Annotated in this window: 18 protein-coding genes; 5 read left to right on the plus strand and 13 right to left on the minus strand. The window is 58.6% G+C overall.

All coding sequences use genetic code 11. The features are described 5' to 3' along the window. Window positions 1-8 precede the first annotated feature (8 nt). The 3 genes from plsC to EnteroDNA1_RS10550 form a co-directional block, all read right to left on the minus strand. Entirely contained in the window at window positions 9-746 is a 738-nt protein-coding gene (gene plsC / locus EnteroDNA1_RS10540; protein ID WP_023333413.1) for a 1-acylglycerol-3-phosphate O-acyltransferase, read from the minus strand. Between the two features lie 163 nt (window positions 747-909). Further along, on the minus strand, window positions 910-3,168 hold the full coding sequence (gene parC, locus EnteroDNA1_RS10545) for a DNA topoisomerase IV subunit A (RefSeq protein WP_029740706.1): 2,259 nt from the start codon (window positions 3,166-3,168) through the stop codon (window positions 910-912). 118 nt (window positions 3,169-3,286) lie between these two features. After that, window positions 3,287-3,688 carry a YgiW/YdeI family stress tolerance OB fold protein gene (locus tag EnteroDNA1_RS10550; protein ID WP_069303924.1) on the minus strand — a complete coding sequence of 134 codons (402 nt, stop codon included), beginning with the start codon at window positions 3,686-3,688 and terminating at the stop codon, window positions 3,287-3,289. A gap of 139 nt (window positions 3,689-3,827) precedes the next feature. On the opposite strand from EnteroDNA1_RS10550, the gene qseB reads away from it, so the two are divergent. From qseB to EnteroDNA1_RS10570, 4 genes are all read left to right on the plus strand, one after another. Then, window positions 3,828-4,487 carry a quorum sensing response regulator transcription factor QseB gene (qseB, locus tag EnteroDNA1_RS10555; RefSeq protein WP_069303310.1) on the plus strand — a complete coding sequence of 220 codons (660 nt, stop codon included), beginning with the start codon at window positions 3,828-3,830 and terminating at the stop codon, window positions 4,485-4,487. Beyond that, on the plus strand, window positions 4,484-5,821 hold the full coding sequence (qseC, locus tag EnteroDNA1_RS10560; protein WP_069303311.1) for a quorum sensing histidine kinase QseC: 1,338 nt from the start codon (window positions 4,484-4,486) through the stop codon (window positions 5,819-5,821). The genes qseB and qseC overlap by 4 nt, the downstream gene beginning before the upstream one ends. A 105-nt stretch (window positions 5,822-5,926) precedes the next feature. After that, window positions 5,927-6,508, plus strand: coding sequence for an NAD(P)H-dependent oxidoreductase (locus EnteroDNA1_RS10565; protein ID WP_023333418.1), 582 nt, complete (start codon window positions 5,927-5,929; stop codon window positions 6,506-6,508). 31 nt (window positions 6,509-6,539) lie between these two features. Further along, window positions 6,540-6,854 carry a putative quinol monooxygenase gene (locus EnteroDNA1_RS10570; protein ID WP_008502984.1) on the plus strand — a complete coding sequence of 105 codons (315 nt, stop codon included), beginning with the start codon at window positions 6,540-6,542 and terminating at the stop codon, window positions 6,852-6,854. 83 nt (window positions 6,855-6,937) lie between these two features. Here the strand turns inward: EnteroDNA1_RS10570 and EnteroDNA1_RS10575 are convergent, their stop codons facing one another. From EnteroDNA1_RS10575 to EnteroDNA1_RS10595, 5 genes are read right to left on the minus strand one after another with little or no spacing between them, the layout of a single operon-like run. Further along, on the minus strand, window positions 6,938-7,825 hold the full coding sequence (locus EnteroDNA1_RS10575) for a MurR/RpiR family transcriptional regulator (protein WP_033146656.1): 888 nt from the start codon (window positions 7,823-7,825) through the stop codon (window positions 6,938-6,940). Then, entirely contained in the window at window positions 7,822-8,772 is a 951-nt protein-coding gene (locus tag EnteroDNA1_RS10580) for an iron-siderophore ABC transporter substrate-binding protein (RefSeq protein WP_069303312.1), read from the minus strand. The genes EnteroDNA1_RS10575 and EnteroDNA1_RS10580 overlap by 4 nt, the downstream gene beginning before the upstream one ends. A 9-nt stretch (window positions 8,773-8,781) precedes the next feature. After that, complete coding sequence (locus tag EnteroDNA1_RS10585; protein ID WP_069303313.1) at window positions 8,782-9,822, minus strand: FecCD family ABC transporter permease; 1,041 nt, start codon at window positions 9,820-9,822, stop codon at window positions 8,782-8,784. Then, window positions 9,819-10,802 carry a FecCD family ABC transporter permease gene (locus tag EnteroDNA1_RS10590; protein ID WP_069303314.1) on the minus strand — a complete coding sequence of 328 codons (984 nt, stop codon included), beginning with the start codon at window positions 10,800-10,802 and terminating at the stop codon, window positions 9,819-9,821. Before EnteroDNA1_RS10590 ends, EnteroDNA1_RS10585 begins: the two co-directional genes overlap by 4 nt. Then, window positions 10,799-11,611 carry an ABC transporter ATP-binding protein gene (locus EnteroDNA1_RS10595; RefSeq protein WP_048979118.1) on the minus strand — a complete coding sequence of 271 codons (813 nt, stop codon included), beginning with the start codon at window positions 11,609-11,611 and terminating at the stop codon, window positions 10,799-10,801. The genes EnteroDNA1_RS10590 and EnteroDNA1_RS10595 overlap by 4 nt, the downstream gene beginning before the upstream one ends. A 386-nt stretch (window positions 11,612-11,997) precedes the next feature. Here EnteroDNA1_RS10595 and EnteroDNA1_RS10600 point away from each other — a divergent pair, with 386 nt between their 5' ends. Continuing rightward, window positions 11,998-14,139 carry a TonB-dependent siderophore receptor gene (locus EnteroDNA1_RS10600; RefSeq protein WP_069303315.1) on the plus strand — a complete coding sequence of 714 codons (2,142 nt, stop codon included), beginning with the start codon at window positions 11,998-12,000 and terminating at the stop codon, window positions 14,137-14,139. Between the two features lie 83 nt (window positions 14,140-14,222). On the opposite strand, the gene parE is transcribed toward EnteroDNA1_RS10600, so the two are convergent. From parE to nudF, 5 genes are read right to left on the minus strand one after another with little or no spacing between them, the layout of a single operon-like run. Then, a complete protein-coding gene (parE, locus tag EnteroDNA1_RS10605; protein WP_029740698.1) occupies window positions 14,223-16,115 on the minus strand; it encodes a DNA topoisomerase IV subunit B in 1,893 nt (630 codons plus the stop codon). A gap of 28 nt (window positions 16,116-16,143) precedes the next feature. Further along, a complete protein-coding gene (yqiA, locus tag EnteroDNA1_RS10610; protein WP_008502976.1) occupies window positions 16,144-16,725 on the minus strand; it encodes an esterase YqiA in 582 nt (193 codons plus the stop codon). Next, window positions 16,725-17,552 carry a 3',5'-cyclic-AMP phosphodiesterase gene (cpdA, locus tag EnteroDNA1_RS10615; protein ID WP_024906493.1) on the minus strand — a complete coding sequence of 276 codons (828 nt, stop codon included), beginning with the start codon at window positions 17,550-17,552 and terminating at the stop codon, window positions 16,725-16,727. The genes yqiA and cpdA overlap by 1 nt, the downstream gene beginning before the upstream one ends. 27 nt (window positions 17,553-17,579) lie before the next feature. After that, window positions 17,580-18,002, minus strand: coding sequence for a DUF1249 family protein (locus EnteroDNA1_RS10620; RefSeq protein WP_003862516.1), 423 nt, complete (start codon window positions 18,000-18,002; stop codon window positions 17,580-17,582). Further along, window positions 17,999-18,631 carry an ADP-ribose diphosphatase gene (nudF, locus tag EnteroDNA1_RS10625; protein WP_023333429.1) on the minus strand — a complete coding sequence of 211 codons (633 nt, stop codon included), beginning with the start codon at window positions 18,629-18,631 and terminating at the stop codon, window positions 17,999-18,001. The genes EnteroDNA1_RS10620 and nudF overlap by 4 nt, the downstream gene beginning before the upstream one ends. Window positions 18,632-18,748 lie beyond the last annotated feature (117 nt).

Raw genomic sequence — 18,748 nt, forward strand, 5'->3', positions numbered from 1 at the left:
ACGCCGGATTAAATCTTACCGGCGGCTTCTCTCTCTGCGACTTCTTTGTCGAGCTGCGCAATATGCTGAGCCATCAGCTCACGGCAGTGCGCTGCCAGCTCGCGCACCTGGTCTTTACCGTATTTGCTGGTATCGACGGGTGGCAGCATTTCGACAATCACCAGCCCGTTATTCAGGCGGTTAAGATTAATCTTATTCGAAGTATTGGAAACACACACAGGAATAATTGGAACACCTGCCGCAATTGCGGCATGAAACGCCCCGGTTTTAAACGGCAGCAGGCCGCGGCCGCGGCTGCGCGTTCCTTCCGGGAACATCCAGATTGAGATTCTGCGCTTTTTAAAATGATTGACCACTTCCGCAATGGTGCTGTGCGCTTTCGCACGGTTATTACGGTCGATCAGCAGGTTACCGGTCAGCCAGTACAGCTGGCCAAAAAACGGGATCCACAGCAGGCTTTTTTTCCCCACCGTCACGGTCGGTGGCAAAACGATATTTGCGGCGGTCACCATATCGTAATTGTTCTGATGGTTGGCGATATAGATGGCGTTACCGAAATTCTCCGCCCCTTCAGGCAGACGTTTTTCAACCTTCAGACCAAACAGCGGCGCAAGGCGACCGAACATATGGCCGAAGGTGGCAACATGCTTAGGATTACGCGGACTGAACAGGCAATAGATGCAGCCGAAAATACAGACCAGAATGCAGTAGATAACGGTAAGAATAAGACGAACAATATATAGCATAGCGACCTCTGAAGCCCCAACAGCTGACAATTATACTTCACCTGTGGCCAGGTAAGGACTTTATTACGAGCGCGTATTGTTAATCGCAACGCACGAATTAACAACGATTTTACGGGAAATTTTATTGAAACTCCCCCTCCGGGCAGAGGGGGATATCACGACATTACTCTTCGCTGTCACCCGCGGTGCTGCGTGCAGGAGAGTCAATCTCCACGCGGTCGATGCGCTGCAGGCCGCGCATCAGCGAGCCGCGGCGACCGCGCTCACCCACCACTTTCTGCAGCTCTTCCGGACGAAGCTTGATCTTACGCTTGCCGACGTGAATGGTCAGCGTGCTCTGCGGCGGCAGGAGGAAGAGGTGCGCCAGGCCATCTTCGCCTTTCGCGGCTTCCGCCGACGGGATGTTGATGATCTTGTTGCCCTTGCCTTTCGACAGTTCCGGCAGATCGCTGACCGGGAACATCAGCATACGTCCGGCGGTGGTGATCGCCAGCAGCATGTCGCTTTCGTTCTCGATCACCAGCGGCGCCATCACGTGGGCGTTGTCCGGCAGGCTTATCAGCGCCTTACCGGCACGGTTACGGGAGACCAGATCGTTAAAGGTACAGATAAAGCCGTAGCCCGCATCGGACGCCAGGAGCAGCTTCTGGTCATCGGCTTCCATCAGCATATGGTCAACCGTCGCCCCCGGCGGCAGCGTCAGCTTGCCGGTGAGCGGTTCGCCCTGCCCGCGCGCGGAAGGCAGCGTGATCGGGTCGATGGCGTAGCTGCGGCCGGTGGAGTCGATAAACGCCACCGGCTGGTTGCTCTTGCCTTTCACCGCCGCTTTGAAGCTGTCGCCCGCCTTGTAGCTCAGGCCCGGCGCGTCGATATCGTGGCCTTTGGCGCTGCGCACCCAGCCGCTCTGCGACAGAACAATCGTGACCGGCTCGGACGGCTGCATGTCGTGCTCGTTCATCGCCTTCGCTTCTTCGCGCTCGTGCAGCGGAGAACGACGGTCGTCGCCGAAGGCGTCGGCATCGGCCTGCAGCTCTTTCTTCAGCAGGGTATTCATCTTGCGCTCGGACGCGAGGATCGCCTGCAGCTGATCGCGCTCTTTTTCCAGCTCGTTCTGCTCGCCGCGGATCTTCATCTCTTCCAGTTTGGCGAGATGGCGCAGCTTCAGTTCGAGGATCGCTTCGGCCTGGGTTTCGCTGATGCCAAAGCGCGACATCAGCGCCGGCTTCGGCTCGTCCTCGGTACGGATGATCTCAATCACTTCGTCGATATTGAGGAACGCCACCAGCAAACCTTCGAGGATATGCAGGCGCTTAAGCACTTTCTCCAGACGATGGTTCAGACGACGGCGGACCGTATCGCGGCGGAACGTCAGCCATTCGGTGAGGATCTCCAGCAGGTTTTTCACTGCCGGGCGTCCGTCGAGGCCAATCATGTTCAGGTTGATGCGGTAGCTTTTTTCCAGATCGGTGGTGGCGAACAGGTGGTTCATCACCTGCTCCATGTCCACGCGGTTGGAGCGCGGCACGATCACCAGACGGGTCGGGTTCTCGTGGTCGGATTCGTCGCGCAGGTCGTCCACCATCGGCAGCTTTTTATTGCGCATCTGGGAGGCGATCTGCTCCAGCACTTTGGCACCGGAAACCTGGTGCGGCAGCGCGGTGATCACCACGGCGCCGTCCTCTTTATTCCACACCGCGCGCATGCGCACGGAGCCGCGACCGTTCTGGTAGATTTTGCGGATTTCCGCGCGCGAGGTGATGATCTCGGCTTCGGTCGGGAAATCTGGCCCCTGCACGATATCCAGCAGCTCGTCGAGCGTCGCTTTCGGCTGCTCAATCAGGGTAATAGCGGCTTTCGCCACTTCACGCAGGTTGTGCGGCGGAATGTCCGTCGCCATACCGACCGCGATACCGGTGGTGCCGTTCAGCAGAATGTTCGGCAGACGCGCGGGCAGCATCTTCGGCTCCTGCATCGTACCGTCGAAGTTCGGCACCCAGTCAACGGTTCCCTGACCCAGCTCGCCCAGCAGCACTTCGGCATATTTAGAGAGGCGGGATTCGGTATAACGCATCGCCGCGAAGGATTTCGGATCGTCCGGCGCCCCCCAGTTCCCCTGCCCGTCCACCAGCGGATAGCGGTAAGAGAACGGCTGCGCCATCAGCACCATCGCTTCATAACAGGCGCTGTCGCCGTGCGGATGGTATTTACCCAGTACGTCACCGACGGTACGGGCGGATTTCTTGAACTTGGCGGTGGCGTTCAGCCCCAGTTCGGACATCGCATACACGATGCGGCGCTGAACGGGCTTCAGGCCATCCCCGATAAACGGCAACGCCCTGTCCATGATGACGTACATGGAGTAGTTCAGGTAGGCGTTTTCCGTGAATTCATGTAGCGCGAGGCGCTCTGCCATATCGCTCATTACGTGTGATTCCTCAACTCAGAAACCGAAGGGTTTCAGGCAATATTGCCGCAGATACTACCTCATCTGATGAATTGAGTCACAAAGAAAAAGGGCCGCACAGGCGGCCCTTTTCGGGTTATTTGTTCAGCTTAATAACCTGCTTCACGTCGATTTCAAACTCGTTCCAGTCTTTATCGACTTTACCCTGCAGTTCAACTTTATCCTGCGGAGTGACGGTCACGCCGTTCCAGCGCTTGTGGTCAATCTCAACTACGACCGTGCCGGATTCATCGCGGAAGGTGTAGCGGTCATCGGACAGGCGCTCGGTGATGTTCCCGCGCAGCTTCACCCAGGCATCGTCCTTCAGGTCTTTCACTTTTGCCGCGGTGGTGAGGTTGGCGTTGTTATCGACAAAACCGCCCTGCTGAGTTTGCGTCTGGGTCTGTGTGGCCGATGGGCCAGTAAAACCGCCCTGAGCAGCTAAGACCGGCGCGGTGGTCATCATCATGATGGCAGCAATTGCAGCGAATTTTTTCATCTTCATCTCTCCCTTTAATGTCGTTTCGCAGTCCATTTAACAGGGTAATCCTTAACAACTTCTTAAGGGAAAAATTTATTTATTATTGCTGTACAGCAGGCGCTTACAGAGGGTTTACTGACGACATCAAGGAGGGAACATGCGCATTTTACTGGTAGAAGACGACAGGTTAATCGGCGACGGTATCAAGGCGGGGTTGAGCAAAATGGGTTTTAGCGTGGACTGGTTTACCGACGGTAAAACCGGCCAGGCCGCGCTGTCCTCTGCACCCTATGATGCCGTGGTGCTGGATCTGACGCTGCCGGAAATTGACGGTCTGGACATCCTGCGCGCGTGGCGCGAGAGCGGGCGCAGCGAGCCGGTACTGATTCTGACGGCGCGGGATGCGCTGAACCAGCGCGTCGAAGGGCTGCGTCTTGGGGCGGATGATTATCTCTGTAAGCCGTTCGCGCTGATCGAAGTGGGTGCCCGCCTCGAAGCGCTGGTCCGCCGCAGCCACGGCCAGGCGCGTAGCGAGCTGCGTCACGGGAAGGTCACGCTCGATCCGACCCGTCTCGTCGCCACGCTAGACGGTGAGCCGCTGACGCTCAAGCCGAAAGAGTTCGCGCTGCTGGAGCTGTTAATGCGTAACGCGGGCCGGGTGCTGCCGCGAAAGCTGATCGAGGAAAAACTCTATACCTGGGACGACGACGTCTCCAGCAACGCCATCGAGGTTCACGTCCATCATTTGCGCCGCAAGCTTGGGAGCGAGTTTATCCGCACCGTGCACGGCATCGGCTATACCCTGGGTGACGCATGAAACTGAGCCTGAAGCTGCGCCTGACGCTTCTCTTTTTACTTCTGTCTCTGACGGCCTGGTTTGCCGCCAGCCTGGTTGCCTGGCAGCAGACGACCCACAAGCTCGACAAGCTGTTCGATACCCAGCAGATGCTGTTTGCAAAACGGCTGCTGACGATGGATCTGGACGAGATCCGCGCCCCCGAACGCATGCGCGAGATCCCGAAAAAAGTGAAGCACGGTCGTCTGGACGACGACGCGCTGGCTTTCGCCATTTACGCCGTCGACGGCAAAATGCTCCTCAACGACGGTGAAAACGGACGCGATATTCCGTACCACTATCGCCGCGACGGGTTCGATAACGGGCAGCTGCAGGGCGACAACGACGAGTGGCGTTTTTTATGGCTAACCTCACCCGACGGGAAGTACCGCGTGGTGGTCGGCCAGGAGTGGGAGTACCGCCAGGAGATGGCGCTGGACGTGGTCAGCTCGCAGCTGACCCCCTGGCTGGTGGCGCTGCCCGTGATGTTGCTGCTGCTGATCGTCCTCCTGAGTCGGGAGCTGAAGCCGCTGAAAAAGCTGGCGCAGACCCTGCGCTCCCGCTCGCCGGATGCCACCGATAAACTGCCGACTGAGGGTGTCCCTACGGAAGTGCGCCCCCTGCTCGACTCGCTGAATCATCTCTTCGCGCGCACCCAGGAGATGATGACCCGCGAGCGCCGCTTTACGTCCGATGCCGCCCACGAGCTGCGCAGCCCGCTGGCGGCCCTGAAGGTGCAAACTGACGTGGCCCAGCTCTCTCATGACGATCCGCAGGCGCGGGAAAAAGCGCTGATGCAGCTGCATGCGGGTATCGACCGCGCCTCCCGGCTGGTGGATCAACTCCTCACGCTGTCGCGTCTGGACTCGCTGGATAACCTTGACGATGTCGAACCGATTCCCCTGGCCGACTTGCTGCAGTCGGCCGTGCTGGATATCTGGCATCCGGCGCAGCAGGCGGGCATTGATATTCGCCTGAACATCCATGCACCAGAGGTGACACGCACGGGCCAGCAGCTGCTCCTGAGCCTGCTGGTGCGCAACCTGCTGGACAACGCGATTCGCTACAGCCCGCGCGGCAGCGTGGTCGACGTGACGCTGGACGCGCGTGGCTTTATCGTGCGCGACAACGGCCCAGGCATTTCACCGGACGCGCTGGCGCGCATCGGCGAGCGCTTTTATCGCCCGCCGGGTCAGGATGCCACGGGCAGCGGGCTGGGGTTATCCATTGTAAAACGCATCGCCACCCTGCACGGGATGCGCGTTTCGCTGGGCAATGCCCATGAAGGCGGTTTTGAAGTGAAGGTCAGCTGGTAAGGGATTATTGCGTTTAACGCAAAAGACTTTGCACATTTTGCTCATTTTACCGCACCGTCCTCGCGCGTAGAATACTGGCCATACTCTCATCATCGAGGACAAATAATGAGCAATATCCTGATTATCAACGGTGCAAAAGAATTTGCGCACTCTAAAGGCCAGCTGAATGACACCCTGACCGAGGTCGCGGACGGTTTCCTGCGCGACGCCGGGCATGATGTTAAGGTCGTGCGTGCAGACAGCAACTACGACGTGAAGGCCGAAGTGCAGAACTTCCTGTGGGCTGATGTGGTGATCTGGCAGATGCCAGGCTGGTGGATGGGCGCGCCGTGGACCGTGAAAAAATACATGGACGACGTGTTCACCGAAGGTCACGGCTCGCTGTATGCCAGCGATGGCCGCACCCGCTCTGACGCCTCCAAAAAATACGGCTCGGGCGGCCTGATTCAGGGCAAAAAATATATGCTCTCGCTGACCTGGAACGCCCCGCTGGAAGCCTTCACCGATAAAGATCAGTTCTTCGAAGGCGTGGGCGTTGACGGCGCGTACCTGCCGTTCCACAAGGCTAACCAGTTCCTGGGCATGGATCCGCTGCCGACCTTTATCGTCAACGACGTGATTAAAATGCCTGACGTCCCGAGCTATATCGCAGAATATCGCAAGCATCTCGCGGAAATTTTTGCTTAACTGGTAGCCTGGAATTAAAGGAGTAGTAAACATGCTTACCGTAATCGCAGAAATCCGTACTCGTCCAGGTCAACATCACCGTCAGGCGGTGCTGGATCAGTTCGCGAAAATTATCCCGACCGTACTGAAAGAAGAAGGCTGCCACGGCTACGCGCCGATGGTGGATGCCGCCACTGACGCCAGCTTCCAGGCGACCGCGCCAGACTCGATCATCATGGTTGAGCAGTGGGAAACCGTCGCGCATCTTGAAGCGCACCTGCAGACCGCGCACATGAAAGCGTGGAGCGACGCGGTGAAGGGTGACGTGCTGGAAACCCACATCCGCATTCTGGAGCAAGGGGTTTAAGTTTCCCCTCCCCCGCCCTCTCCCGAAAGGAGAGGGAGAACAGATCCAGGCCCGGTGAGCGTCAGCGCTACCGGGCTTTGTTTTTAGGTGCTTTTCTTCCCCGGCTTTAACCCACGGTGTAACTCGTTGATGCGCTTCATCGACTTGATGGTGCGCTGCGGCTCGGTGGAGGCGACGGATAAAATGATCATCTCCAGACACAGCAGCACCGTGCCGTGGAGCGGGATTTTGCCTTTTTCGCCGCCGCGCGGAACGTGGATCACCACGCTGGCCTCCTTGCTGAAACGCGAATCGAGGGCGTTGGTCAGCAGGATGGTGGGAATGCCCAGCCGTTTTGCTTCACGCAGCGTGGTTTGCCCCTCCCGGTGCGCGGATTTCTGCGCCATCATCACCAGCACGTCGCCGCGCTGAAGCGCAATCAGCTGCTCGGCAAGCCCTATTCCGGTACGGTTAAGCGGCGTGGCGGGTAACCCCATACGACTGAACAGCCTGGCGGTGTACTCGGCCAGAATGCCGGAGGCGCCAATGCCAAATATGGCAACCTGCCTCGCCTGCGCCAGCAGAGAGACCGCCTGGGCCATTGCGTAGCGGTTGTGGGGCTCGGATAACACCTCGCAGGTGTGCTGATGCCCCTCCAGCACGAAATCAATGCTCGCGTTGACGTCGCTGGCGAGCGTATTCACCGTGGTGGACATCTTTTCGCTGGAGGTGACCACCGGACCAAACCACTGCTCCAGCGTTTGCTTGAGATCGCGCAGCCCGGCGAAACCCAGCGCCTGAATGGCGCGGACTACCGTGGCATCCGAGGTTTTCAACAGCGTCGCGATCTCCATTGCGGTCTGTTCCATCACCGCTTCGCGGTTGTCATGGATATAGCGTGCAACCTGCAGCAGACGAGGCGTCAGCTGATGCGCACGCGCGCGAAAGCGGTCGCCATAGACATCCACGCGCCCTTTCTCTTTGCGGATCACCGTGACGCCTCCGGCAGCGGACGCCCGGCAATCTGCGACTGCACCTGCGCGGCCATCAGCCCTAACGAGGCGTACGAATTCGAGATGGCCTCTTCACGCGAGATCAGCACGTAATGCCCGGTTCGGCAGGCATTCAGGAACTGACACCAGCCCGGCATCACCGCATCCATCGCCGCCAGCTCGTCCTGCGGTTTACCGCCCGTATCCCCGCGCCAGGTGGCGAAGACGAAATCGGCATCCAGCTCCGGCAGGCGCTCGGCGCTGACGTCGATACGCCCTCCGTCCGGGATGGACTCAATCAGCGGCGGGAAGGTGAATCCGGCGTCGCGCAACACGCGGCCCAGCGAGTGGTAGCTGTGCATGGCATTAATCTTTCCCTGATTCGCCTGAATCACGGACACGGTCACCTTGCGGGTATCAATTGTCGCCTTCAGGGCCTTAATCTGCTCCTGATAGCGCCGCTCCAGAACCTTGAGCCGCGCCTGCGTTCCCGTCAGCTGAGCCAGCTTGCGGTAGATCTCCGGCGCGCCGCCGTCGAGATGATCGATGCTCACCGTCGGGGCAATTTTTGCCAGCTGTTCCAGCGGGGTGTTGCGGGTCGGCTCGGTAACGATGAGGTCAGGCTTTGCGGCGGCGATGGCTTCAATGTCGATATCGGCCGTGCCGATAAACTTAATGTCGGAATTATCAAAGTCGACGCCGGTCAACATGCCGCTGGAGCGCAGAAAGTGGCTGCCGTCCGGCCGCGTGCGGCCATGGCTTGCCACCGGCGGCACGCCAAGCTCAATCAGCGGAATGGTGATATCAAGATCGTGTAAAGAGACAATCCGTTTCGGATGAACCGGCACCACCACTTTTCGGTTCAGATCGTCAGTAAACGTCTGCGTCGGCTCCGCCGCACCCACCGCGAACCCCACCAGCAACAGCATCGAAAACACTACGCGCATCCTAGTCTCCTAAAATCTGTCCCGACGCTGCCAGAGCAGCAGCAGGAAAAACGGTCCGCCAATCAATGAAATCACAATTCCCGCCGGCAGCTGCAGCGGGAGGAACGCCAGACGTCCGACGTTATCCGCCAGCAGCAGCAGCAGCGCGCCCAGCACGGCGCTTCCCGTCAGGAGCGCGGTTTGCCCACCGCGCAGCAGCAGGCGCGCCATATGCGGGGCAATCAGCCCCACGAAACCTATACTGCCCACGCACGAGACGCAGGCCGCCGTCAGCACCACCGGCGCAAGAACCCGCAGCAGCGCCAGCCGGGTTGTGCGTACGCCAAGGCCCGCGGCGGCCTGATTGCCAAGCAACGCCACGTCCGCAGCCCGTGCGGTAAACAGCAGCAGCGCAAACGCGGGGGCAGCCCAGAGCGCGGCTAACCCCACCAGCGTCCAGTTTGCCGCATGCAGGCTTCCCGCCAGCCACAGCATCGCCGTCTGCACGTCCCGCACGTCGGCGGTGGTGATAAAGACGCCCATTGCGGCGGCAAACGCCCACGACACGCCGATGCCGATCAGGATGAACCGCGGGCGCGAGATATCGCGCGCCAGGGCGATAACCAGCAGCGCGGTAAGCAGCCCGCCGGCCATGCCGACCAGAGGACGCCAGGCCAGGCCCAGCGCCGGGAACTGAAAAATCAGCAGCAGTACCGCCGCGCTACAGCCCTCCTTCACGCCGATAAGCCCGGGATCGGCCAGACCATTGCGGGTGATGGACTGCATTGCCGCCCCCGCCATACCGAGCATCGCGCCGCACAGCACCGCCATCAGCAGGCGCGGCAGGCGGATATTCATCACGATGTAGCGCGTCTCCGCCGTCAGGCTCTCAGGAGAAAACAGCGCCCGCCCGATGGCGGAGGTGGGAACAGGCAGAGATCCGTGCGTCAGGCCAAAGCCCAGCAGGCTTAACGCCACCAGCGCTAAAAGCGTCAGGCACGCCAGCGCCCTCGGGCGAACCAGCGCCGATAAACGGCCAATACGGATCGCGCGGAATCCGGCCCGGTTCATTTGAACATCCTCGATGCCATAAAGATGAATACGGGTGCGCCGACCAGGGCCGTCATGATGCCGGTTGCCAGCTCCCAGGGCGTAAACAGCGTGCGGGCGGCGATATCCGCCAGCAGCAGAACCAGCGCGCCACACAGGGCAGACAGCGGCACCATAACGCGTAAATCCACCGACACCAGACGGCGAATGAGCTGCGGCACGACCAGGCCGATAAAGCCAATCGGCCCGGCAATTGAGACGGCCGCGCCGCAGAGCAGCGCGATGGCCAGCAGGGCAAGCAGGCGGGTTTTCAGCAGCGACACGCCAAGCCCCTGCGCCATTCGGTCTCCCAGCGCCAGCATGTTGAGCGAGGGCGACAGCCCGATGGCGAGAACAAAACCGGCTGTTGCGGCCCACAGGGCGCTCCGGAGCGTCTGCACGTTGATCCCGGCCAGGTCCCCTGCCAGCCAGGTGCGCATGGCGAGCAGCGTCTGTTCATCGAGGATTAACACCGCGGCGGTAATCGACGAGGCAAACGCCGACATCGCCACGCCGCACAGCGTGACCTTCATCGGCGTAAGCCCGGTGCGACCGGACGAGGAGAACATCAGCACCAGCAAAAACAGCGCGGCGGCACCGGCGGCGGCAACGAGCGGGCGCCCAAACGGCAGCGACAGCCCAAGCGCGCTGGTAATCACGACCGCCAGCGCGGCCCCGGCGTTGAGCCCCAGAATATGCGGCTCGCCGAGCGGGTTGCGGATCACGGACTGCAGCAGCACGCCCGCCACGCCGAGCGCGGCGCCCGTCACCATCGCGGCGCTGAGGCGCAGCAGTCTTAATTTGATAATGACGTTATGGTCGAAATTGCGCGGATCGAAATGGAAAAATGCCTCCACCACCGTCTGCGGGGCGATGAAGCGTGCGCCGATGCCCAGATGCATAATCGCACCCAGCGCCAGGAGCAGTGCGAAGATCGGAAAGGCCAGAGAGGAGCGCATCATGGCTGAACGGTACTCTGGCGAAACGGCATAAAGAACGGCTTGCCGGTCAACGGGTTTATGGACATATGCACGTCCACATCAAACACCGCTTTGATCAGCTCCGGCGTGCAGACATCGCCCTCATGCAATACGCCTTCAACTTTCCCCTGGCGTAAAAAGACCAGCGAATCGCCGTAGTTTACGGCGAAGTTGAGATCGTGCAGCACCACCACGACGGTACGTCCGTGCCGGCGGGTCAGGGTGTGCAGCAGTTCCAGGATCTCCACCTGATAGCGGAGATCGAGAAACGTCGTGGGCTCGTCAAGCAGGATATACGGCGTTTGCTGCGCCAGCGCCATGGCGATCCAGCAGCGCTGACGCTGGCCGCCGGATAAGCTTTCCACCGGCATATGGGCAAACTCCGCCGTGCCGGTCAGGCGCAGGGCCTCTTCCACCGCCAGCTCGTCCTCGTCGCTCCACTGGCGCATAAAGTTCTGCCAGGGAAAACGCCCGCGCGAGACCAGCTCAAAGACGGTCAACCCTTCCGGGAGCAGCGGAGACTGCGGCAGGATACCCAGCTGGCGGGCGACGGCTTTGGTCGGCTGCTCGTGGATCGCCTTGCCGTCGAGAACTGCCGCGCCGCCAAGCGGCTGAAGCAAACGCGCAATGGTGCTCAGCAGCGTGGATTTTCCGCAGCCGTTCGCCCCTACCAGCACGGTCATTTTCTGCTGTGGGATCGCAAGGGAGATATCATCAACGATGATTTTTTTCTGATAGCCCGCAGAGAGGTTCTCCAGAACCAGTCCCGGTTTTTTTGTGTTGTGAGCCACGTGAATGCCAACGTAATAAAAAAGCGCAACAAATATAAATAAAAATCATTCTCTTTTGAGAGTTTGACGCTGTGCCATGTAGTAGTCAAGAGAAGAAACACCCTGATAAAACCAGGGATAAGCCTGAGGGAAAATGAACAAGGAATGACTTTAAAAAGCATTTAATTCAATAAATTAATAATCATCCCGTTGCGCTTATACGCCCGGCTAAATGTTGTAGTCGATTTTTTATTTTTTCCATTTACTACTACATTCGCGCATGATTGAATGATTCTCAATTACATGTCCGATGCCCACCGTGGCTAACGGACAGACCGTAAAGGGCAATGACTCACACATTTTTCCGCGAAACGTCATTCGCGGGATATTTCGGGATAACAGATGTAATGGCTACGTTCACACCTTCACTCTCTGGGGTAAAAGGGCGCGCGCTCTTTTCACTGCTGTTCATGGCGCCGCTGGTGCAGGCAGCAGATAACACTGCGGCTAAAGGCGGCGAAACGCTTACCGTCACCGCCGATCCAAATACGACGGCGGAGGCCACGAATGGCTATCAGCCGTTGAATACCTCCACCGCGACGTTAACCAACATGCCGATGCTGGATATCCCGCAGGTGGTCAATACCGTCAGCGATAAAGTGCTGGAGGATCAGCATGCCACCACGCTGGACGAAGCGCTCTATAACGTCAGCAACGTGGTGCAGACCAACACCCTGGGCGGTACGCAGGATGCCTTCGTGCGCCGCGGATTTGGCGCGAACCGCGACGGCTCGATCATGACCAACGGCCTGCGCACCGTGCTGCCGCGCAGCTTTAATGCCGCAACCGAGCGCGTGGAGGTGCTGAAAGGCCCGGCCTCGACGCTTTACGGCATTCTCGATCCGGGCGGCCTGATCAACGTCATCACCAAACGCCCGGAGAAAACCTTCGGCGGTTCCCTCTCCGCTACCTCTTCCAGCTTTGGCGGCGGCACCGGACAGATCGATGTTACCGGCCCGATTGACGGCACGCGCCTGGCGTATCGCCTGACGGGCGAATATCAGGACGAGGATTACTGGCGTAATTTCGGCAACGAACGCAGCACCTTTATTGCCCCGTCGCTGACCTGGTTCGGCGACGATGCCACCGTGACCGTGCTCTATTCGCATCGCGACTATAAAACGCCGTTCGATCGCGGAACGATCTTCGATCTCAACACCAAAAAGGCCGTCAACGTCGATCGCAAAACCCGCTTCGACGAACCGTTTAACGTGACCGACGGCCAGTCCGATCTCGCTCAGCTCAACGCGGAGTATCGCCTAAACAGCCAGTGGACCGCGAAGTTCGACTACAGCTACAGCCAGGATAAATACAGCGATAACCAGGCCCGCGTGATGGCCTACGATTCAAAAACCGGCAACCTGACCCGCCGCGTGGATGCGACCCAGGGCTCGACCCAGCGTATGCACACGACGCGCGCGGATCTACAGGGAAACGTGGACATCGCGGGCTTTTACAATGAGATCCTGACCGGCGTGTCGTATGAGAATTACGATCTGCTGCGTACGGACATGATCCGCTGTAAGAACGTTAAGGATTTCAATATTTACCACCCGAGCTACGGCAGCCTCGGCAAGTGCACCACCGTCTCGGCATCCGACAGCGATCAAACCATTAAGCAGGAGAGCTACTCCGCCTACGCGCAGGACGCGCTGTATCTGACCGATAAGTGGATCGCCGTCGCCGGAATGCGCTATCAGTATTACACCCAGTACGCGGGCAAAGGCCGTCCGTTTAACGTGAACACCGACAGCCGCGACGACCAGTGGACGCCGAAGCTGGGTCTTGTTTATAAGCTCACCCCGGCGGTCTCGCTGTTTGCCAACTATTCCCAGACGTTTATGCCGCAGTCGTCCATTGCGAGCTACATCGGCGACCTGCCGCCGGAAACATCAAACGCGTATGAAATAGGCGCTAAGTTTGACCTGTTCGACGGCATTACCGCCAATATTGCGCTGTTTGATATCCACAAGCGCAACGTGCTGTACACCGAGAGCGTGGGTGATGAAACCGTCGCCAAAACAGCGGGCCGCGTGCGCTCGCAGGGCGTGGAGGTGGATCTCGCCGGGTCGCTGACCGAGAACACCAACATTATCGCCAGCTACGGCTATACCGACGCGAAGGTGCTGGAAGATCCGGACTATGCGGGCAAACCGCTGCCGAACGTGCCGCGCCATACCGGCTCCCTGTTCCTGACCTACGATATTCACAATGCGTTTGCCGGCAATACCCTGACGCTGGGCGGCGGCGGGCACGGCGTAAGCCGTCGCTCAGCAACCAACGGTGCGGATTATTATCTGCCGGGCTATTTCGTGGCGGACGCGTTTGCGGCGTACAAGATGAAGCTACAGTATCCGGTGACGCTGCAGGTAAACGTGAAAAACCTGTTTGATAAGACCTACTACACGTCGTCCATTGCGACCAACAACCTGGGCAACCAGATTGGCGATCCGCGCGAAGTGCAGTTTACGGTGAAGATGGAGTTTTGATGTAAAAAAGCCCGGTGGCGCTAATGCTTACCGGGCCTACGATCCATTCCCTCTCCCGGCGGGAGAGGGTTAGGGTGAGGGCATCAGGCCTCAATATCCGCCATATCGCCTTTCTCCTGCAGCCAGTTGCGTCGGTCTTCCGAACGTTTCTTGGCAAGGAGCATATCCATCATGGCGTTGGTTTGCTGCTCGTCTTCGTCGCTGATCGTCAGCTGCACCAGACGGCGCGTGTTCGGATCAAGCGTCGTTTCGCGAAGCTGCATCGGGTTCATCTCGCCCAGCCCTTTAAAGCGCTGCACGTTCGGTTTGCCCTTCTTGCGCTTCAGCTGTTCCAGCACGCCCGCTTTCTCTTCTTCCGTCAGCGCGTAGTAAACCTCTTTGCCGAGGTCGATACGGTAGAGCGGCGGCAGCGCCACGTGGACGTGACCGTTTTTCACCAGCGTTTTGAAGTGCTTCACGAACAGCGCGCACAGCAGCGTGGCGATGTGCAGACCATCGGAGTCCGCATCCGCGAGGATACAGATCTTGCCGTAGCGCAGCTGGCTCAGATCGTCGCTGTCCGGATCGATGCCGATCGCCACCGAAATATCGTGCACTTCCTGCGAGGCCAGCACTTCATCAGAAGAGACTTCCCAGGTATTCAGGATCTTACCCTTGAGCGGCATGATCGCCTGATATTCACGATCGCGCGCCTGCTTGGCCGATCCGCCCGCCGAGTCCCCTTCCACGAGGAACAGCTCGGTACGGTTGAGATCCTGCGCGGTACAGTCCGCCAGCTTGCCCGGCAGCGCAGGGCCGCTGGTCAGCTTTTTACGCACCACTTTCTTCGCGGCGCGCAGACGACGCTGGGCGCTGGAAATGGCCATTTCGGCCAGCATCTCTGCCGCCTGAACGTTCTGGTTCAGCCACAGGGTAAACGCATCTTTCACCACGCCGGAAACGAACGCCGCGCACTGGCGTGACGACAGGCGCTCTTTGGTCTGACCGGCAAACTGCGGATCCTGCATCTTCACGGAGAGCACGTAGGCGCAGCGATCCCAGATATCTTCCGCCGACAGCTTCACGCCGCGCGGCAGAATGTTGCGGTATTCGCAGAACTCACGCATCGCGTCCAGCAGCCCCTGGCGCAGGCCGTTGACGTGCGTACCGCCGAGCATGGTTGGGATCAGGTTGACGTAGCTTTCCGTCAGCAGCTCGCCGCCTTCCGGCAGCCACAGCAGCGCCCAGTCCACGGCTTCGGTATCGCCGCTAAAGTTACCGACAAACGGTTTTTCCGGCAGCGTTGGCAGGCCGTTTACCGCTTCGCACAGGTAGTCGTTCAGACCGTCGGCGTAGCACCAGGTTTGTGCGGTATTGTTAACGTGATCGGTAAAGGTAATTTCCACGCCGGGGCACAGCACCGCTTTGGCTTTCAGCAGGTGCGTCAGGCGAGAAACGGAAAAACGCGGGCTGTCGAAGAAGCTTTCGTCAGGCCAGAAGTGGACGCTGGTGCCGGTGTTGCGTTTGCCGCACGTGCCGACAACCTGCAGATCCTGCACCTTATCGCCGTTTTCAAACGCGATGTTATAGACCTGGCCGTCGCGGCGGACGTTCACTTCCACGCGTTTGGATAGGGCGTTCACCACGGAAATGCCCACGCCGTGCAGACCACCGGAGAACTGGTAGTTCTTGTTGGAGAACTTACCGCCCGCGTGCAGACGACAGAGGATCAGCTCAACGGCAGGCACGCCCTCTTCCGGATGGATATCCACCGGCATGCCGCGCCCGTCGTCGATGACTTCCAGCGACTGATCGGCGTGCAGAATGACGTCAACGCGTTTGGCATGGCCCGCCAGCGCTTCGTCCACACTGTTATCAATAACTTCCTGGCCCAGATGGTTTGGGCGCGTCGTATCGGTGTACATCCCCGGGCGGCGGCGAACCGGCTCAAGCCCGGTGAGGACCTCAATGGCATCAGCGTTATAGGTTTGCGTCATGATTTAAACTAGCAATTCGCATTGATTGTCAGTGGCTGTGCAGTCCAAGAAAATCGACAATCTGGGTGAAATGATTCTCAAAGCCCGTGAAAGCATGGTTTCCGCCCTCTTCTATAGTCTGGCGGCAGGAGGCGTAATACGCCACTGCCTGGCGGTAATCCAGCACTTCATCACCCGTCTGTTGCAGCAGCCAGATGAGATCCGGTGCCTCAAGCGGGTCGACCTGCATAACTTTGAGATCGTAAATATGGCGTGACTCTAGCACATATTGCTGCCCGGTGTAGGGGTTCTCGTTTTCGCCAAGAAAGTCCCTCAGCAGCTCAAATGGCCGTACCGCCGGATTAACCACAACGGCGGGCAGCATGAAGCATTGTGAGAGCCAGGTGGCGTAGTACCCGCCCAGCGATGAACCGACCACACCGAAGGTTTCGCCGCCGTGCGCAAGCACAATAGATTCCAGCATCTCCGCGGCCTCTGCCGGGTAAGGCGGCAGCTGCGGGATAATCATCTCAACGTCGGGGTGATGCTCGCTCAGCCACTGGCGAAACTGTGTCGCTTTTGCGGAGCGCGGCGAGCTGTTGAATCCGTGCAGATAAAGGAGCGTAGACATCAATAGCCTTCTGAAGCGGTATCCGGGCGGAATTTTGCACCGGTCAAACGGCAGACTTCCGTGGTCAGCGTGCCGTCGGCATGCAGTTCCAGCCAGCGCCAGCCTGGCGCGATGGTGTCAAGCGTAAAGTTGGCGCAGTGCGGCTTAAACTGAACGCAGGTCGATGGCGTCGCCAGCATGCGGCGTCCGTTCCAGTCGAGATCCTGTTCCTGATGAATATGTCCACACAGCAGATTTTTCACCCGCGGGAACTTCGCCAGCACGCGATCCAGCGCCGCGGAGTTGCGCAGGCTGTGCTGATCGAGCCAGCTGCAGCCCGCCGGCAGAGGATGATGATGAAGCAACAGCAGCGTGTGACGTTCAGGTTCAGCAGCCAGTTTGGTCTCAAGCCAGTCGAGCTGAAACTCGCTTAACTCACCGTGCGGGACGCCAAACACCTGGCTATCAAGCAGCAGGATCTGCCACTGTTCACCCGCAAAAACACATTTCGCCGGAGAAATTCCCGCATCCTGAAGAGAGCTGTACATGGCGGGCTGGAAGTCATGGTTTCCTGGCAGCCAGACGCAAGGCACGCTAAAGCTCGCGATGCCTTCAGCAAAATGCTGGTAGGCCGCGGAGGACTGATCCTGCGCCAGATCGCCCGTTGCGACAATCAGATCGCATGCACGGTTTTCAGCGTGAATGGCGCTAAGTACCGCCTGATAACTCTCCCAGGTGTTGACCCCCAGTAGCGTTTCATGCTTTTCGGCAAAAAGGTGGGTATCGGTGATTTGTAATATCCTGACTGGCGCCCCACCAGCAACAGTCAGGTTCAACAGGCTTTCCAAATGGTGTCCTTAGGTAGGTTTATGACGCTAACAAACCGGAATCGCCATTGCTCCATGTGCTAAACAATATCTTAGCCAGTCGGCTAAAAACTGGTTAATTTGATGCTTTTCGTCGCGTTGATGCAACTTTTTATTCGGGTAATCATACCGCGCCTTGAAGCGAAAGATCTGCTGGCTTGAACACACTTCAGCGACCATCGCGTCGTGATAGAGGCGCACCGTCATCGACGGCAGGCTCCAGTAGCTAATGCTGGGTGCCGTTTGCTCAATCTCCACCAGCGTAGTGTAGCGCGTTGATTCTGTTATCGTTAACCGATACTGCGCGTTGCTCACCTGATAGCTTACCGTTTCGCCGGGTGCGTCGTTTCGCGGCAGCAGGCGGCGCAATTGTGCGAAATTGGTTTCGCACAGGCGCATCATTTCTGGGAAGTCAGGTGTATAGCGCTTCATTTTTTCCACTCGTTTCGTAATGTCTGATAATGCAGCTGCAGCCATTGCAGGGCGATGACAGACGCTGCGTTGTCGATTTTCCCCTCTTCTACCCACTGATAAGCCTGTTCCCGGCTCACCACATGAACCCGAATATCTTCGTTTTCATCTGCCAGACCGTGGATCCCTTCCGCCGTCGTGGCGTCCACTTCGCCCACCATTATGGACAAGCGCTCGCTGGTACCGCCCGGGCTTGCCAGATAGCTCAGCACCGGTTTTGTACGGCCCACCACCAGTCCGGCCTCTTCCAGCGCCTCGCGACGGGCGACGTCTTCAACAGACTCACCTTCTTCGATCATCCCGGCCACCATCTCCAGCAGCCACGGGCTCTCACTGACGTCATAAGCGGCGATGCGGATCTGCTCCACCAGCACAACTTCGTCACGCACTGGGTCAAAGGGTAGCAAGACTGCCGCATGCCCGCGCTCAAAAATTTCGCGTCTGATTTCGCCGCTCATTTCCCCGTTAAACAGGCGATGCCTGAAACGGTAAAGATCCATTGAAAAAAAACCGCTATAAAGCGTTTCTCGTGCAATAATTTCTACATCGTTTTTGGCGAATGTCACGGGCAACTTTTCTGGTTTTTGCATGAGTCGAGTCCTGGTAGCAATGGTGATGAAATTGTGAATTTCAAGGCTGTTTGGCTGCCGTTTGTAAGGCTATATGGTAGATTGGTGCAAATTACCGCCAGATGGCACGTTACGCCA

The organism is Enterobacter sp. HK169, assembly GCF_001719105.1.
Lineage (GTDB): Bacteria > Pseudomonadota > Gammaproteobacteria > Enterobacterales > Enterobacteriaceae > Enterobacter > Enterobacter asburiae_B.

Coding starts and splice junctions, on each gene's coding strand:
- plsC (WP_023333413.1), bottom strand. CDS start 746: ATGCTATATATTGTTCGTCTTATTCTTACCGTTATCTACTGCATTCTG.
- parC (WP_029740706.1), bottom strand. CDS start 3,168: ATGAGCGATATGGCAGAGCGCCTCGCGCTACATGAATTCACGGAAAAC.
- EnteroDNA1_RS10550 (WP_069303924.1), bottom strand. CDS start 3,688: ATGAAAAAATTCGCTGCAATTGCTGCCATCATGATGATGACCACCGCG.
- qseB (WP_069303310.1), top strand. CDS start 3,828: ATGCGCATTTTACTGGTAGAAGACGACAGGTTAATCGGCGACGGTATC.
- qseC (WP_069303311.1), top strand. CDS start 4,484: ATGAAACTGAGCCTGAAGCTGCGCCTGACGCTTCTCTTTTTACTTCTG.
- EnteroDNA1_RS10565 (WP_023333418.1), top strand. CDS start 5,927: ATGAGCAATATCCTGATTATCAACGGTGCAAAAGAATTTGCGCACTCT.
- EnteroDNA1_RS10570 (WP_008502984.1), top strand. CDS start 6,540: ATGCTTACCGTAATCGCAGAAATCCGTACTCGTCCAGGTCAACATCAC.
- EnteroDNA1_RS10580 (WP_069303312.1), bottom strand. CDS start 8,772: ATGCGCGTAGTGTTTTCGATGCTGTTGCTGGTGGGGTTCGCGGTGGGT.
- EnteroDNA1_RS10585 (WP_069303313.1), bottom strand. CDS start 9,822: ATGAACCGGGCCGGATTCCGCGCGATCCGTATTGGCCGTTTATCGGCG.
- EnteroDNA1_RS10590 (WP_069303314.1), bottom strand. CDS start 10,802: ATGATGCGCTCCTCTCTGGCCTTTCCGATCTTCGCACTGCTCCTGGCG.
- EnteroDNA1_RS10600 (WP_069303315.1), top strand. CDS start 11,998: ATGGCTACGTTCACACCTTCACTCTCTGGGGTAAAAGGGCGCGCGCTC.
- parE (WP_029740698.1), bottom strand. CDS start 16,115: ATGACGCAAACCTATAACGCTGATGCCATTGAGGTCCTCACCGGGCTT.
- yqiA (WP_008502976.1), bottom strand. CDS start 16,725: ATGTCTACGCTCCTTTATCTGCACGGATTCAACAGCTCGCCGCGCTCC.
- EnteroDNA1_RS10620 (WP_003862516.1), bottom strand. CDS start 18,002: ATGAAGCGCTATACACCTGACTTCCCAGAAATGATGCGCCTGTGCGAA.
- nudF (WP_023333429.1), bottom strand. CDS start 18,631: ATGCAAAAACCAGAAAAGTTGCCCGTGACATTCGCCAAAAACGATGTA.